Consider the following 14,716-nt stretch of genomic DNA (forward strand, 5'->3'; position numbering starts at 1 on the left):
GACCGCTTCGCGGTCCGACCTCCCCCCTCCAGGGGGAGGTGAAAGAACGGCAGGCCCACCCAAGCTCACCAATCCGCAGCGCGTCTACTGGCAGGACGTCGACATCACCAAGCAGGGCCTGGCCGATTATTATGCGGAGGTGTGGGACTGGATCGCGCCGCATGTGGTGCGGCGGCCGCTGGCGCTGCTGCGCTGCCCGAACGGCGTCGGCTCGGAATGCTTCGTCCAGAAGCACGCCCACGCCACCTTCGATCGCAGCCGGATTCTGTCTTACGACGACGACGGCGAGGAGCTGATCGCCATCGAGTCTGTCGACGGGCTCGTGGCGCTGGTGCAGGCCGGCGTGCTGGAGGTGCATGTCTGGGGCACGACGCTGGACCATGTCGATCTGTGCGACCGCCTCGTCTTTGACCTCGATCCGGGACCCGACGTGACCTGGGCCGCCGTCGTGGAGGGCGCCAAGGAGGTGAGAGACCGCCTCGCCGATCTGAAGCTCGAGAGCTTCATCAAGACATCGGGGGGGAAAGGCCTGCACATCGTCGTGCCGCACGACGGCGCCGACTGGGACACGTCGAAGACGTTCTCCAAGCAGATCGCGCTCGCGATGACGGCGGACTCGCCCCAAAAGTATCTGGCCAAGATGACCAAGAGCGCCCGGCAGGGAAAGATCTTCGTCGATTATCTGAGGAACGGCCGCGGCGCCACCGCGGTCGCCGCCTACTCGCCGCGCGCCCGTCCGGGTGCGCCGGTCTCGACACCGGTCGCGTGGAGCGAGGTGACGGCGAAGCTGTCGCCGGCGCGCTGGACCGTGCTGAACCTGCAGGATCGCCTGAAGCGCCTGAAGGCCGATCCCTGGGCCGAGATCGGCAAGGTGAAGCAGAAGTTGCCGGGCGTGTGAGGCGAAGCGCGTCTCGCCGACCGGCTCACGGGAATTCGGATCGCAGCTCCGCCCTGATGGTGCGGAGCCGCGCGATCAGGGCCTCGATATCCGCCATCTCGGTCGCCGGGTTCATCAGGGCGAGGCGCAGCCAGCGGCGGCCGAGCGCCTCCGTGGTCGAGACGTAGAAATCGCCGTCCTCGGTCAGCCGGCGACGCAGGGCCATCTGCAGCGCGTCGCGCCCGTCGAGCCGGACGCAGACGATGTTGGTCTCCGGCTCGACCGCGACCTCGAAGTCCGGTTCGGCGCGCAGCCGCGCCGCCGCCGCGACGGCGAGATCGGTCTGCCGCTCGATGGTCGCGGCGATCGTCCGCTCGCCGCCGGCCGCGAGAGCGAAGAACGCCTTCAGACCGATCGCGGCCTTGGTGCATTCGACCGTCCGGTGGATGAGGTCGATGCCCGGCTGGTCCTTGTCGTGGAACAGATAGCTCGCCTCCTCGCGGAACGCGTGGTCGAGATCGGCGTGGTCGCGCACCAGCACGGCGGCGCACAGCGTGGACGTGCCGAGCATCTTGTGGGCGTCCCAGACCACCGAGTCGGCCAGCGCGATGCCGTCCAGCAGACGGCGCAGCCGGGGCGACACGAGCGCCGAGGCGCCGTGCGCGCCGTCGACATGCAGCCAGACGCCGTGCTCACGGCAGGCCGCCGCGATGTCGCGCAGCGGATCGTAGAGCCCCAGCGCGGTCGCGCAGGCCGTGGCGACCACCGCGATCGGCACGGCCCCGCTGGTCTTCAGATCGGCCAGAAAGCCGCCGAGGCGCGCCGGGTCGAGCCGCCCAAAAGAATCCGTCGGCGCATGCCGGATCGCCTTTTGGCCCAGTCCCATGATCCCGGCCGTGCGGGCGATCGAGTAGTGGCTGGCCGGCGAGGTGACGATCACGAGATTGCTCGGCGTCCCGTCCTCCCACGCCTGCGGCGCCACCTTGCCGCGCGCGGCGAGCAGGGCGGTGAGGTTGGCGAGCGAGCCGCCATGGGTGAGCACGCCGCCCGGTGGGCGCGACGGGGCCCAGCCGATCTTGCGCAGCATCCAGTTCACCACGGCGACTTCGACCGTCGCGGCCGCCGGGCCCATCTCGTAGATCGCCATCGCATTGTTGGTGAAGCCGTCGATCAGCGCCGCGATGGCGCTGTGCGGCAGCGGCACGGCGACCTGATGCGCCATGTAGCCCGGATGCTGCAGCCGGGTGGATGCGGCCAGATAGTCCGCCAGGAACGTGTGCAGCGTATCGCCCGTGAGGCCGCCCTCGGCGATCAGCCGCTCCAGGTCGAGGCGTTGCGCGAGGTCGCCGAGGGCGGGCTGGCGGATCACGGGTCCGTCGCGCTCGTGCGCCCGGGCGGCAAATTCGACGAGCGCCTCGATGGCGGTCGCCGCGTCCTCACGAAAGCTCATGGCGTGTCCTCGCGTGGTCCGCGGCCGAGCCTCACTCCGGCAGCGGGATGACCTCGCTTTCGCCCGGCACGGTGGCGAAGCGGCCGGCCTTCCAGTCGGCCTTGGCGGCCTCGATGCGGTCCTTTCGCGACGAGACGAAGTTCCACCAGATGTAGCGCGGACCGTCCATGGCGGCGCCGCCCAGGATCGCCAGCCGCGCCGCCATCGTCGCCGTCACGGTGATGCGATCGCCCGGGCGGAAGACCAGGAGCCGGCCGGCCGCGAAGCGGTCGCCGGCGATGTCCACCTCGCCCGAGACCAGATAGACGGCGCGCTCCTCGGCGGCGGCGTCGAGCGGCAGCTTTGCGCCGGCCTCCAGCATCACGTCGGCGAACAGCGTGTCGGAGGCGGTCTTCAGCGGCGAGGTGCGCCCGAACAGCGTGCCGGCCACGATCCGCACCGTCTTGCCTTCGGCCACCTCGATCGGCAGCGCGTCGGCGTCGTGGTGCATGAAGGCCGGCGCGCTCTCCTCGTCGGCCGCCGGCAGCGCCACCCAGCACTGCAGCCCGTGCAGCGGCTCGTGGCCGTGACGATGATCAGGTGCGGTGCGCTCCGAATGGGCGATGCCGGATCCGGCGCTCATCCAGTTCACGGCGCCGGGGCGGATCGCCTGCGCGGTGCCGAGGCTGTCGCGATGAAAGATCTCGCCTTCGAACAGATACGTCACGGTGGCGAGCCCGATATGCGGATGCGGCCGCACGTCGAGCCCTTCGCCCGCCTTGAACTCGGCCGGGCCCATCTCGTCCAGGAAGACGAACGGGCCGACCATGCGGCGGCGTGCCGAGGGGAGCGCCCGGCGCACCGCGAGGCCGCCGATGTCGCTCGTGCGCGGCACGATCAGCTGCGCGAGGGCGTCGCACGCGAAGGCGTCGCCGGGGGCGGGATCCTTGGCCGGGAAAAAGCTCATGCGGGCCTCCGGGGGGCGAGGCGGGGGAGGGCGTCAGCCGACGTCGAGCGGCTCGGTGCCCTTCGGCTTGCCGGCGGCGTCGAGCGTGATCTTCTGCACCCGGGCCTCGGCCTGGCTCAGCAGCTCCTCGCAGCGACGCTTCAGCGCCTCGCCGCGCTCGTAGATGGTCACCGATTCCTCCAGCGGGACGTTGCCGCTCTCCAGCCGCTCGACGATGCTCTCCAGCTCCTCGAGCGCGCGCTCGAAGCTCAGCGTGGCGACGTCGGCCTGTTTCTTCTCGCTCATTGTTCGCGCTCGACTCCGGTTCTCTCGGCCGCAGGAGAGCGCGGCGCCGTCGAAATGTCCACCTCGCGCCGGCGTGGCCGGTCAGGCGGCCGGGGCCGAGGCGTCGGCGGTGCGCGGCTCGGCATGACCGATCGCGCGCTTGATCTCCGGATGGTGCCGGCGCAGGGCGCGCTCCAGGTCGTCGACCGCCTCGTGAACGTCGATGACGCTGCGGGACGGATCGATGTGGCAATGAAACACCACGATCTCGCCGTCCGGCGTCTCGCGCACCCGCACGTCGTGCACGTTGCGCAGCGCCGGTCGGATGCGCGCCAGCTCGGTGAGCGCCTGCGCCAGGGCGGCGACGCGCTGCGGGTCGGCCGCGCGGCCCGGCAGGCTCGGGGCCTGCAGCGGCTCGATATGGGTCTCCACCTCGACATCGGGGCCGAGCTCGGCGGCGACCGCGTCCTCCAGGCCGCTGGCGATCTCGTGCGCGGCGCCCATCGGCATCTCGCCGTCGACCTCGATGTCGAGCGCCACGGCGAGCGTCTCGCCGATCGCCTGCACGGTGAGGTGATGCACGGCGAGCCCGCGGTTGCGGGCGATCACCATGATGCGCTCCTGCACCGATTCGTCGTCGAGCGCGACCGGCGTGGTGGAGATCGTCACGTCGGCGTCGCCGAGCGTGGCCGCCACCGCGTCCTGCAGGGTCGCCTTGAGCGCGGCGGCGCGGACGAGCGGCATGGTGCGCGGCACCGCGATGGCGCCATCGACGAAGTGCCGCGGCCCGACCATGCGGATCCGCAGCCGCTCGATGCGCACGACGCCCGGCACACCGGCGATCAGGCGCGCCACGCGGTCGCGCACGCCGGGCGGCGCCGTGTCCATCAAGGCCTCGATGGTGCGGCGGCTCATCCGGAGGCCGAGCCCGGCGATGATCACGGCGACCACCAGGGCCGCCGCCGCGTCGCCCCAGGCGTGGCCGTAGGCGGCGAGCCCGAGCCCGATGATCACGGCGACCGAGCCGTAGAGGTCGGAGGCGAAGTGGAGCGAGTCGGCCTCCAGCGCCTGGCTGCCGGTTTCCCGCGCGGTCTTCTTCAGCACGTGCGCGCGCCAGCCGTTGATCACCATCTCCACGGCCAGCACGCCGAACGGGACGAACGAGAAGGTCGGCGCCGTGCCGCCGGCGAACAGGCGCTGCACCGCCTCGACCGCGACGCCGCCGGCGAGCAGGAACAGGAGCGCCGTCTCGGCGAGCGCCGCGAGGCTCTCCACCTTGCCGTGTCCGTAATGGTGCTCGGCGTCCGGCGGCTTGTCCGAGACGCGGACCGCGTACCAGGTGACGAGCGTCGCGCCGAGATCGATGAGGCTGTGGAGGGCGTCCGAGATCAGCGCCAGGCTGCCGATCGCGATGCCGACGGCGAACTTCACACAGGCGAGCGTCCCGCTCGCGGCGGCCGACACGGCGGCCACCCGCTCCTTCTTGCTCGACATGATTCAAGCCGGCCCTTGCCTTCGGCCCCGGCGCGGCGAATCGAGGCCGCGTCGGTGCGCATGAGAATCGCGCACACGTTCCCGGTGCGCGGTCCGATCGCGCACGTCAGGATAGCCGATTGCGTTCGGAATTTCACGGCGGCCGCCGCCACCCGGTCGTGAAAAGCGCCGTTGGGACCTCGGATGAGACGACGCCGTCACGGCCGGGTGTGGCGGCCGCCCCGCGCACCTGTCGCCGCGAAATGCGGCATCAACATGCCGCACTGCACACCCGCGAACGATTTCTCACAACATCTGCAGGGCGGTCTTGCGAACCGGTGGCGGGAAGGCGGCGTCCAGGGCGGCGAGATCGCCGGCATCGAGCCGGAGGTCGAGCGCGCCGCGATTCTCGCGCACGTGCTTGTCGTTGCCGGAGCGCGGAATCACGATGGTGCCCGGCCGGCGTAAGGCGAAGGCGAGCGCCACCTGGGCGGGCGTCGCGGCGTGCCGGTGGGCGATCCCGGCGAGCACGCGATGCTTGAGCACGCGGCCCTGCTCGATCGGCGAATAGGCCATGACGGGGATGCGGCGCGCCGCGCACCACGGCAGCAGGTCGTATTCGATGCCGCGGCGGGTCGGATTGTAGAGCACCTGATTCGTCGCGACCGACTCGCCGCCCGGCAGCGCGACCAGCTCCTGCATGTCGTCGGTGTCGAGATTGCTGACGCCCCAGTGGCGGATCTTCCCGGCCTTCTGCAGCGTCGCGAACGCGTCGAGCGTCTCGGCGAACGGCACGCTGCCGCGCCAGTGCAGGAGATAGAGATCGATGCGGTCGGTCCCGAGCCGCTTCAGGCTCGCCTCGCAGGCGGCGACCGTGCCGCGACGCGAGGCGTTGCTCGGCAGGACCTTGTCGACCAGGAACACCTCGTCGCGCCGGCCCGCGATCGCGGCGCCGACGATCTCCTCGGCGCCGCCGTCCGCATACATTTCGGCGGTGTCGATCAGCGTCATCCCGAGATCGAGGCCGAGCTTCAGCGCGGCGACCTCCTTCTCGGCCGGGCGGAGAGTCTCCCCCATCCCCCAGGTGCCGAGCCCGAGTACCGGGACGGCCTCGCCGGACGGCAGCGGGGTGGTGGGAACGGTCGACAGAAACGTGGAGGGCACGGCGGGGACTCTGCGACTGACGACGGACGCGCCTGTTTACCGCGACCGATGAAGGTGCGCCAAGAGGCGCGGGGGCACGCCGGGATTGCAGCGTCGTCTCGACGGCGTGCAGCCTCGGGCGTTGCGGCATGGCCTCTCCGCCTGACGAGCCGCCGACGCGAAAGACATCGCGTCGCTATCTCCCGCTCGTCTGCGGGGCCGGCGGTGCGACGCGCCAGACGGCGTTGCCGACGTCGTCGGCGACCAGGAGGGCGCCGGTGCGGTCGAAGGCGACGCCGACCGGCCGGCCGTTGGCGTCGCCGTTCTCGGCCACGAAGCCGGTCAGCACGTCGACCGGCATTCCGGTCGGCTTGCCGTCTTGGAACGGCACGAAGGCGACCTTGTAGCCGCTCGGCGGCTTGCGGTTCCACGAGCCGTGCAGGCCGACGAAGGCGCCGGAGCGGAACTGCTCCGGCAGCGCCGTGCCGGTCGCGAAGGCGAGGCCGAGCGGGGCGACGTGATTGCCCAGCGCGTAGTCCGGCACGACCGCCTTGGCGACCAGGTCCGGACGCGGCGGCTCGACCCGGGTGTCGACGTGCTGGCCCCAGTAGCTGTAGGGCCAGCCGTAGAAGGCGCCCTCGCGCACCGCGGTGAGATAGTCGGGCACCAGGTCGCTGCCGATCTCGTCGCGCTCGTTGACGACGGCGAAGAGCTGGCCGGTGCTCGGCTCGAAGGCGAGGCCGACGGGGTTGCGCAGGCCCGAGGCGAACACGCGCGACTGCCCGGTGGCCGGGTCGATCTCCAGCACGGCGGCGCGGTTCGTCTCGTGCTCCATGCCGTTCTCGGCGACGTTGCTGTTGGAGCCGACCGAGACGTAGAGCATCCGGCCGTCCGGGCTCGCGACCAGCCCCTTGGTCCAGTGATGATTGATCGGGCCGCCCGGCAGATCGGCGACTTTCACGCCCGGCGCATCGATGCGGGTCTGTCCCTCCTGATAAGGGAATTTCATCACCGCGTTCGCGTTGGCGACGTAGAGGTCGTTGCCGACCAGCGCCATGCCGAACGGCGAGTAGAGGTTTTCCAGGAAGATGCTGCGCAGCTCGGCCGTGCCGTTGCCGTCGGCGTCGCGCAGCAGCGTGATGCGGTTGGCGCTGGGCACGCCGGCGCCGGCGCGCTTCATCACCTGTTGCATCACGAACTCACGGATGCCGCTGCCCGTGGTCGTCTCCTTGGGCGGGGCGTTGCTCTCGGCGACCAGCACGTCGCCGTTCGGCAGGACGTAGAGCCAGCGCGGATGATCGAGGTCGCGGGCGAGTGCCGTCACCGTCATGCCGGCGCTCGCGTTCGGCGTGGCGCCGGTGGGCCAGCCCTTGGCCGGCGCGATGTCGACGGTCGGAATCAGCGACGGGTTCGGCGCCGGGATGGTCGGGCTCGCGCCGACCGTCTGGTGGTCCGGGATCTTGGCGCTGTCGCCGCAGCCGGCCAGCCCGAGCGCGGCAGTGCAGAGAAGGACGGCGAGGCCGGTCCGGGCGGGCGGCGAGGCGTATCGAACCACGGTGGGCTCCTGTCGTGCGAGCGTGCGCGGCCGCGCCCGCGCGGACGCAGCCGACCTGTCGCATCGGAAACGGGCCGCGGCCGAACCTGTTCCGGCGACGCGGGCCTCGGTTGTCGCCGTCGGCATTGTCATCGGGCTGGTTCGGCGGCAAGGAAAGGCGACACCGAAAGGCCGCCCGATGGATCACCGCACGCTTCCGCACACCGATCTCACCGTCTCCCGCCTGTGCTTCGGCACCATGACGTTCGGCAAGCCGGTCGATCAGCCGACCGCCGACCGCATGGTGTCGCGCTGCCTGGAGGAGGGGATCGACTTCTTCGACACCGCCAACGCCTATCAGCTCGGCGGATCCGAGACGATCCTGGGCAGAGCTCTGGGCGAGAAGCGCAAGCAGGTCGTGCTCGCCACCAAGGTTCAGCACAAGATGGGTGACGGGCCAGACCAGTCGGGCCTGTCGCGGGCCGCCATCCTGCGCCAGGCCGAGGAGAGCCTGCGGCGCCTCGGCACCGACTGGATCGACCTCTACTATCTGCATCAGCCGGACCCGGCGGTGCCGATCGAGGAGAGTCTCGAGGCGATGAACACGCTGGTGCGCGACGGCAAGGTGCGCTTCGTCGCCACCTCCAACTACGCGGCCTGGCAGGTCGCCGAGATGTTCTGGATTTCTCAGACGAACGGTTGGCGTCCGCCGGCCGTGTCGCAGCCGATGTACTCGCTGGTCGCGCGCGGCCTCGAGCAGGAATACCTGCCGATGGCCGAGCGCCTCGGCGTGTCGAGCTTCGTCTACAACCCGCTCGCCGGCGGCTTGCTGACCGGCAAGCACGACGTCCATGCGGTCACGCCGGGCGGCCGCTTCGATCCGGCGTTCTGGGGCAAGTCGCTCTATGCCGACCGTTACTGGCACCCGCGGACGTTCGAGGCGGTCGAGCGCCTGAAGACGATCGCCGCGCAGGCGGGGCGCTCGCTGATCAGCCTCGCGCTCAACTGGGTGCTGCACCACACGCCCGCCGACGGCCTGGTGCTCGGCGCGTCCCGGCCCGAGCAGCTCGACCAGAACCTCGCCGCCTGCCGCGAAGGCCCGCTCTCGCCCGAGACGGTCGCGGCCTGCGACGCCGTGTGGGACGAGTTCCGCGGGCCGGTGCCGACCTACAATCGCTGAGGCGAGCCTGCCGCGGCCGGCCCGTGGGCAAACCCGCCCGGACGCGATACAACGCGCCGGCGGGGCCCGTATGGGTCGCCCACGCGATGCCCCAGCACCATTGGACCTGCCGCGCGTGGATACCCATCGCTTCTCCGTCGCCCCGATGATGGACTGGACCGACCGGCACTGCCGGGCGTTCCACCGTGTCCTCACCCGAAAGGCGCGGCTCTACACCGAGATGGTGACGACCGGGGCGGTGCTGCGGGGTGACCGGACGCGGCTGCTGCGGTTCGATGCGTGCGAGCATCCAGTGGCCGTGCAGCTCGGCGGCAGCGATCCGGCGGCGCTCGCCGAGTCGGCCCGCATCTGCGCCGAGATGGGCTACGACGAGATCAACCTGAATGTCGGCTGCCCGTCCGACCGGGTGCAGGAGGGGCGTTTCGGCGCCTGCCTGATGGCCGAACCGCGGCTGGTCGGCGATTGCGTCGCCGCCATGAAGGCCGCGGTCGGCGTGCCCGTGACGGTGAAGTGCCGCATCGGCATCGACGACCAGGATCCCGAGGCGGCGCTCGACGCGCTCGCCGACACCGTGGTGGCGGCCGGCGCCGACGCCCTCGTCGTGCACGCCCGGAAAGCGTGGCTCCAGGGCCTGTCGCCGCGCGAAAATCGCGACGTGCCGCCGCTCGACTACGGGCGCGTGTACCGGCTGAAGACGCGGCTGCCGCACGTCCCGGTCGCCATCAACGGCGGCATCGGGTCGATCGCGGAGGCGGCGCAGCACCTCGCTCATGTCGATGGTGTGATGGTCGGGCGGGCCGCCTATCAGGAGCCGTGGCGTCTGCTCGCGGTGGATCCGCTGTTGTTCGGCGTGCCGGCGCCGGCCGAGACGGCCCATGAAGCGGCAGAGCGATTCATTCCTTATATGGAGCGCGAGCTCGCCGGCGGCGAGCGGCTCTATGCCATGGTGCGCCACATGCTCGGCCTCTTCCACGGCGTGCCGGGCGCCCGCGCCTACCGCCGGCATCTGGCGACCGAGGCCGTCAAGGCGGGGGCCGGCGTCGACGTCTTCAGGACGGCGCTGTCGCTGGTCCGCCCCGAGGCTCGCTCCGGCGCCGCCGCCTGATTGCCTCGCCGTCGCGTCGCAACCCTGACCCGGCACCTTCGCTCGATCATGCGCAATTGTGCGGCCTGCCCAGCAATTCGCGGCTTGGCGCGGGCGCGAAACTTTGCCACACACGGCCGCTGAACGGAGATTTACATCATGATGGACGTGCCGGTGAGCGAGCTGATCGTGCTCGCCTTGGCGATCGCGGGCGGCGGCGTGGTCACGGGCATCCTGGCCGGCTTGTTCGGCATCGGCGGCGGCGCCGTGCTGGTCCCGGTGCTGTTCGAGATCTTCCGCCTCATCGGCGTTCCCGACGACGTGCGCATGCAGCTCTGCATCGGCACCTCGCTCGCCATCATCGTGCCGACCGCGTTCCGCTCCTACAAGACCCACAAGGCCAAGGGCATGGCCCTGCAGGACGTGGTGAAGCTGTGGACCGTGCCGGTGATCGCCGGGGTGGTCGTCGGCTCCGGCCTCGCGGTCGTCGCGCCGGCCGAGCTGTTCAAGATCGTCTTCGCTTTCATCCAGACCACCATCGCCATCAAGATGCTGTTCCTGGGCGACCGCTTCTTCCTCGGCGACGATCTGCCCGGGCCCGGCCTGATGCGCGTCTACGGCGCCGGCATCGGCCTCCTCTCGGCGCTGATGGGGGTGGGCGGCGGCTCCATGGCGACCATGCTGCTGACCCTCTACAAGCGGCCGATCCACAACGCGGTCGCGACCTCGGCGGGCCTCGGTGTGCCGATCGCCGTCACCGGCACGATCGGCTACATGCTGGCCGGCATCCCGCACATGGGCGAGCTGCCGCCGCTGTCCATCGGCTTCGTGTCGGTGGTCGGCTTCGTGCTGATGGCGCCGATCTCGACCTACACGGCGCGGTTCGGCGCCCTGATCGCCCACCGCACGTCGCGCCGGACCCTGGAGGTCGCTTTCGGCCTGTTCCTGATCCTCACCGCGGCCCGCATCCTCGTGAGCGCGTTCACGTGAGGCGGGTGGGGCCTGCGCGCCGGCTCGCCGCAACGGAGATGGGCTGAATGTCGGGTGTCCCGGCCGGCGAGCTGGCGATGCTCGCCGTGGCGATCATGGCCGGCGGCGTGGTCACGGGCCTGCTCGCCGGCCTGTTCGGCATCGGCGGCGGCGCCGTGCTGGTGCCGGTGCTGTTCGAGATCTTCCGCCTCGTCGGCGTTCCCGACGACGTCCGGTTCCAGCTCTGCATCGGCACCTCGCTCGCCATCATCGCGCCGACGGCGCTGCGCTCCTATCGCAGCCACCGCGCCCTCGGGGCCGCGATGGAGGACGTGGTGAAGCTGTGGACCGCGCCGATCGTCGTCGGCGTCGTTCTCGGCTCGCTGCTCGCGCTGGTGGCACCCTCGGCGTTGTTCAAGATCGTCTTCGCCTGCACGGCCGGGCTGATGGCCTGCAAGATGCTGTTTCTCGGCAACCGCGTCGTCATCGCGCCCGAGCTGCCCGGACCGTGGGCGATGCGGGCTTACGCGCTCGTCATCGGCCTCCTGTCGTCGCTGATGGGCGTCGGCGGCGGCGCCATGGCCACCATGGTGCTGACCTTCTACGGTCGTCCGATCCACGCCGCCGTCGCCACCTCGGCCGGGCTCGGCGTGCCGATCGCCGTCACCGGCACGATCGGCTACATGCTGGCCGGCATCCCGCACATGGGCGAGCTGCCGCCGCTCTCCATCGGCTACGTGTCGCTGGTCGGCTTCGCCCTGATGGCGCCGGTCTCGACCTTCACGGCGCGCTTCGGCGCCGTCATCGCCCATCGCCTGTCGCGGCGGACCCTGGAGATCGCCTTCGGGCTGTTCCTGATCACGACCGCGCTCCGGATTCTGTTCAGCGCGATCGGTTAGGCCCGCCGAGCTGCGGCGCCGGGCGGCGCCGCGGCTCGGCGCGGCCGCAGCCTACTTGTCGAAGCTCAGGATCAGCGGCGCCTGGCCGTAGGCGTGGCGCACCTGGGCGTTGTCGAAGAAGGCGATGCCGAAGCCGTAGCTCTTCGACAGATCGTCGAACTGCACGTCGGTCTTCGAGCCGGTGACCAGCTTGCGCGACAGCTCGGCCGTCCACTTCCCGTCCTTCCAGGCGAGCGCCACCTTGATGTCGCCGCGATCGCCCGTGAACGGCGCCACCACGATGGACGCGACCTCGTCGCCGGCGACGAACTTCGAATCGTCGAACGGCACCTTGTCCTCGGCCTTGATCCAGTAGGTGCCGCCCTTGTTGGCGGGCTTGGCGTCCTTGTTCATGAACTCCGGCTTGCCGCCGACCAGCTTGACGTCCTGGTAGCCGCCGCCCGTGCTGGCGTCGGACTTGCGGCCGGCGTCACGCGACTTCTGAGGATCGAAACGGGTGTGGTCGAGCCACTGGTCGTCGATCTGGCCGAGGAAGCCGCCACGGACGTATTTCATGTGCCAGATGTCGCCGATCTCGCCTTCCTCGCTCGTGTACTTGTTGCCGTAGGGCTTGCCGGGTTCGCCGGCGTGGCAGCTCACCTGGCACCCGAAGCGCTCGTCGAAGCCGAACATCGACTTGCCGACGTTCCAGATCATCGCGAACTTGTCCTCGTAGTAGACGTTGTCGTCGCCGCCCTTGTCCTCGGGATCGACCAGCTTCTTCCACGAGCCGTCGGGCTGCTTCTGGTAGGGGAAGCGCCGCACCGACATGGTCGGATCGTCCCAGGTCACCAGCATGTACAGCGTGTCGCCGAAATAGGCCGCCTGCACGGTCGCGTTGGTGTTGCCGGCCTTGTCCTTGAAGTTCACGCCCTTGACCGCCTCGACGGCGACCGGCTGGGCCTGCTTCCACACCGGGTCGCTCGCATCGGCGTCGAGGGTGGGAGCGGCCGTCGCCTTCGCGGCCTTGATCGGAACCGGCCGCATGGCGACCGGCTTCTCCTGGGCGAGCACGAGCGGTGTACCCAGTGCGAACGCGGATGCGATGGCTAAAGAGGCCAGCGTCGTGGAACCTCTCATGGCTTTCCCTCCTGTCATTACCGAACCCGTCGTGAGGATGTCCGTCCGGAGGGCAGATCGCCCTCGTGCCAGCCGGTGATCATGGTCTTGTACTGGCTCGTCGCCGTGTGCCCGAGCGTGCCCAGATAGACGTGGAGAATGGCGAACAGCACCACGGCGGCGCCGGTCACGTAATGCAGGACGGCGACCGGAAACAGTCCGTCGAATCCGAACAGGCGGTCGGGAGCCGTCTGCGGGAACATGAAGATCAGCCCCGTGATCACCACGATGGGCATCGCCACGTACATGACGACCAGATACGCCGACGCCTGCATGTCGTTGAAGTTGGTATCCGGAGTCGGCTCGTGCGGGTCGCGCTCGCCGCGCATGATTCCGAACGCGTAGTAGCGCATCACCCGCAGCGATCGTTCCATGATGCCGGGCGGCTTGGGGACGTATTGCCACCAGTTTCCCGTGACCGCATTGGCGATCACGAAGGCGATGTACAACACGACCATCGCGACTCCGGCAATGTCGTGGAGCCGCGCCGCGCGAGCGAAGGGCACGACGGCGAATGCGGAGTCGGAGAAGTGCAGGCTCGCTCCGGTCGTCGCCAGGACGATGATCAGAGCCGCGTTGGCCCAATGCCACAGCCGCAGCCAGAGCGGCAGCAGGTAGATGCGGGTCTTCATGTCGGCCGTCTCCCTCGCCGCCTCCACCACGCGGAGCCGATGCGCAGCGCCGCATGCCCGAGCATCCCGAGGATCAGCAGCGCGGCCGCGACGCCCACGGCCCGGTCGATCCAGGGATTGCGACTGGCGCCGATCACGTAGGACGTGCTCAGGAACACGCTGTTGACGAAGCCGAGCTGCTCCTGCTCTTCGGCCACCAGGTGGCGATACAGCCGGGTCCGCAGGGCCGACTCCTGCGAATGGCAGGCGACGCAGTTCTTCTCGGCCTTCGACTTGTCGAGGATCTCGTGGGAGAAGCCGCGGGCGGCGGGCGTGTGGCAGTCGACGCAGCGCACCGCCTGCCAGTGCAGCCTGGTGTTGGGCAGCCACTCGTGAATCGCGTCGATGTTCGGGCGCCGCTTCTCGACCGGCGCGAATTTCGAGAACTGCAGATCGGAGTTGTGGCAGTCCAAGCACATCGCGTTGTCCTGCGCGATGATCTTGCGCGGCGCGCCGATCTTGGCCGCGACGTTGTAGACGTGGCCGTCGTGGCAGGACCAGCAGGTGAACTTGTCCTTCTGGGTCTTCGCGTGGACACTCGCCTCGAACTGTGTCTCGATGCGAAACACCTTGGCGGCGTGGCATTCCGAGCACGGGCTGACCTGTTTCTTCAGATCGGCGCCGTGCGGGAAGGTCGTCGCGCCGACGCCGTGACAGGTGCGGCACTCGACCCTGCCGTGACTGGAGGTCTCGTACAGCGCGGGGTCGTGCAGCATGGTCCCGAGCCTGGCGAGGTCCATGTCCTGCCGCGGCGGGCTCTTCAGGCCGGCCGGGGAATGGCAGGAGAAGCACTTGGCGTTCTGGTCGCGGATCTCGGCGAGCTTTTCCGGATCGAGTGCGGCGGTGCTCTGGGCGCGGCCGGCGCCGGCCGAGAGCATCGACGCGACGATCAGCGCGAATGCGGTGGCAAGCGTACGGCGACGTGCCTGCATCATCGCTCACGAACCTTTCGGGCGGGTGCGATCGAGATGACGTCGAACGTTTGAAAAGATACGGATTGCTACGGACGAGCCGATCCGGGGCGTGCAGACCAGCTTTAGGGAAGTGCGTGTTCGGGTCAGTTCACAG

At 69.9% G+C, this 14,716-nt stretch carries 14 protein-coding genes; 5 read left to right on the forward strand and 9 right to left on the reverse strand.

Annotation, left to right across the window (positions count from 1 at the left end; genetic code table 11):
- Positions 1-898 (forward strand): non-homologous end-joining DNA ligase (gene ligD / locus CH341_RS35210; protein ID WP_210208233.1); only part of this gene is annotated, 898 nt, incomplete at its 5' end.
- A gap of 25 nt (positions 899-923) precedes the next feature.
- Here ligD and CH341_RS09685 read toward each other — a convergent pair.
- From CH341_RS09685 to CH341_RS09710, 6 genes are all read right to left on the reverse strand, one after another.
- Positions 924-2,327: a pyridoxal phosphate-dependent decarboxylase family protein gene (locus CH341_RS09685; protein WP_111418831.1), complete on the reverse strand. Its 1,404-nt coding sequence runs from the start codon at positions 2,325-2,327 to the stop codon at positions 924-926.
- A 31-nt stretch (positions 2,328-2,358) separates the two neighbouring features.
- Positions 2,359-3,273, reverse strand: a complete 915-nt coding sequence (locus CH341_RS09690) for a pirin family protein (protein WP_111418832.1) — start codon at positions 3,271-3,273, stop codon at positions 2,359-2,361.
- A gap of 33 nt (positions 3,274-3,306) precedes the next feature.
- Positions 3,307-3,558: an exodeoxyribonuclease VII small subunit gene (locus CH341_RS09695; RefSeq protein ID WP_111418833.1), complete on the reverse strand. Its 252-nt coding sequence runs from the start codon at positions 3,556-3,558 to the stop codon at positions 3,307-3,309.
- A gap of 81 nt (positions 3,559-3,639) precedes the next feature.
- Entirely contained in the window at positions 3,640-5,031 is a 1,392-nt protein-coding gene (locus tag CH341_RS09700) for a cation diffusion facilitator family transporter (protein WP_111418834.1), read from the reverse strand.
- A gap of 285 nt (positions 5,032-5,316) precedes the next feature.
- On the reverse strand, positions 5,317-6,174 hold the full coding sequence (locus tag CH341_RS09705) for an aldo/keto reductase (RefSeq protein ID WP_245430967.1): 858 nt from the start codon (positions 6,172-6,174) through the stop codon (positions 5,317-5,319).
- 175 nt (positions 6,175-6,349) lie between these two features.
- Positions 6,350-7,708 carry a PQQ-dependent sugar dehydrogenase gene (locus tag CH341_RS09710; protein WP_245430968.1) on the reverse strand — a complete coding sequence of 453 codons (1,359 nt, stop codon included), beginning with the start codon at positions 7,706-7,708 and terminating at the stop codon, positions 6,350-6,352.
- A 178-nt stretch (positions 7,709-7,886) separates the two neighbouring features.
- Here CH341_RS09710 and CH341_RS09715 point away from each other — a divergent pair, with 178 nt between their 5' ends.
- The 4 genes from CH341_RS09715 (at position 7,887) to CH341_RS09730 (ending at position 11,819) form a co-directional block, all read left to right on the forward strand.
- Positions 7,887-8,867, forward strand: coding sequence for an aldo/keto reductase (locus CH341_RS09715; protein ID WP_111418836.1), 981 nt, complete (start codon positions 7,887-7,889; stop codon positions 8,865-8,867).
- Positions 8,868-8,937: 70 nt separating this feature from the next.
- On the forward strand, positions 8,938-9,972 hold the full coding sequence (dusA, locus tag CH341_RS09720; RefSeq protein ID WP_111418837.1) for a tRNA dihydrouridine(20/20a) synthase DusA: 1,035 nt from the start codon (positions 8,938-8,940) through the stop codon (positions 9,970-9,972).
- Positions 9,973-10,110: 138 nt separating this feature from the next.
- Entirely contained in the window at positions 10,111-10,941 is an 831-nt protein-coding gene (locus CH341_RS09725) for a sulfite exporter TauE/SafE family protein (protein WP_210208234.1), read from the forward strand.
- Between the two features lie 47 nt (positions 10,942-10,988).
- A complete protein-coding gene (locus tag CH341_RS09730; RefSeq protein ID WP_111418839.1) occupies positions 10,989-11,819 on the forward strand; it encodes a sulfite exporter TauE/SafE family protein in 831 nt (276 codons plus the stop codon).
- A gap of 51 nt (positions 11,820-11,870) precedes the next feature.
- Here CH341_RS09730 and CH341_RS09735 read toward each other — a convergent pair whose 3' ends face one another.
- Genes CH341_RS09735 through CH341_RS09745 form a run of 3 tightly spaced genes read right to left on the reverse strand, consistent with a single transcriptional unit; the run spans position 11,871 to position 14,583 of the window.
- Complete coding sequence (locus CH341_RS09735; RefSeq protein ID WP_170149562.1) at positions 11,871-12,938, reverse strand: ethylbenzene dehydrogenase-related protein; 1,068 nt, start codon at positions 12,936-12,938, stop codon at positions 11,871-11,873.
- A gap of 17 nt (positions 12,939-12,955) precedes the next feature.
- Positions 12,956-13,609, reverse strand: coding sequence for a cytochrome b/b6 domain-containing protein (locus CH341_RS09740; protein WP_146604427.1), 654 nt, complete (start codon positions 13,607-13,609; stop codon positions 12,956-12,958).
- The gene (locus CH341_RS09745) at positions 13,606-14,583 is read right to left on the reverse strand and encodes a cytochrome c3 family protein (protein ID WP_111418842.1); all 978 of its coding nucleotides are present in this window, start codon (positions 14,581-14,583) and stop codon (positions 13,606-13,608) included. The genes CH341_RS09740 and CH341_RS09745 overlap by 4 nt, the downstream gene beginning before the upstream one ends.
- Positions 14,584-14,716 lie beyond the last annotated feature (133 nt).

Source organism: Rhodoplanes roseus, assembly GCF_003258865.1.
GTDB lineage: Bacteria > Pseudomonadota > Alphaproteobacteria > Rhizobiales > Xanthobacteraceae > Rhodoplanes > Rhodoplanes roseus.

What these genes read in the sequence shown, in the direction of transcription:
- CH341_RS09730 (WP_111418839.1), top strand. Translation starts at nt 10,989, where the DNA reads ATGTCGGGTGTCCCGGCCGGCGAGCTGGCGATGCTCGCCGTGGCGATC.
- CH341_RS09745 (WP_111418842.1), bottom strand. Translation starts at nt 14,583, where the DNA reads ATGATGCAGGCACGTCGCCGTACGCTTGCCACCGCATTCGCGCTGATC.
- CH341_RS09695 (WP_111418833.1), bottom strand. Translation starts at nt 3,558, where the DNA reads ATGAGCGAGAAGAAACAGGCCGACGTCGCCACGCTGAGCTTCGAGCGC.
- CH341_RS09740 (WP_146604427.1), bottom strand. Translation starts at nt 13,609, where the DNA reads ATGAAGACCCGCATCTACCTGCTGCCGCTCTGGCTGCGGCTGTGGCAT.
- CH341_RS09700 (WP_111418834.1), bottom strand. Translation starts at nt 5,031, where the DNA reads ATGTCGAGCAAGAAGGAGCGGGTGGCCGCCGTGTCGGCCGCCGCGAGC.
- CH341_RS09725 (WP_210208234.1), top strand. Translation starts at nt 10,111, where the DNA reads ATGATGGACGTGCCGGTGAGCGAGCTGATCGTGCTCGCCTTGGCGATC.
- dusA (WP_111418837.1), top strand. Translation starts at nt 8,938, where the DNA reads ATGGGTCGCCCACGCGATGCCCCAGCACCATTGGACCTGCCGCGCGTG.
- CH341_RS09685 (WP_111418831.1), bottom strand. Translation starts at nt 2,327, where the DNA reads ATGAGCTTTCGTGAGGACGCGGCGACCGCCATCGAGGCGCTCGTCGAA.
- CH341_RS09735 (WP_170149562.1), bottom strand. Translation starts at nt 12,938, where the DNA reads ATGAGAGGTTCCACGACGCTGGCCTCTTTAGCCATCGCATCCGCGTTC.
- CH341_RS09690 (WP_111418832.1), bottom strand. Translation starts at nt 3,273, where the DNA reads ATGAGCTTTTTCCCGGCCAAGGATCCCGCCCCCGGCGACGCCTTCGCG.
- CH341_RS09715 (WP_111418836.1), top strand. Translation starts at nt 7,887, where the DNA reads ATGGATCACCGCACGCTTCCGCACACCGATCTCACCGTCTCCCGCCTG.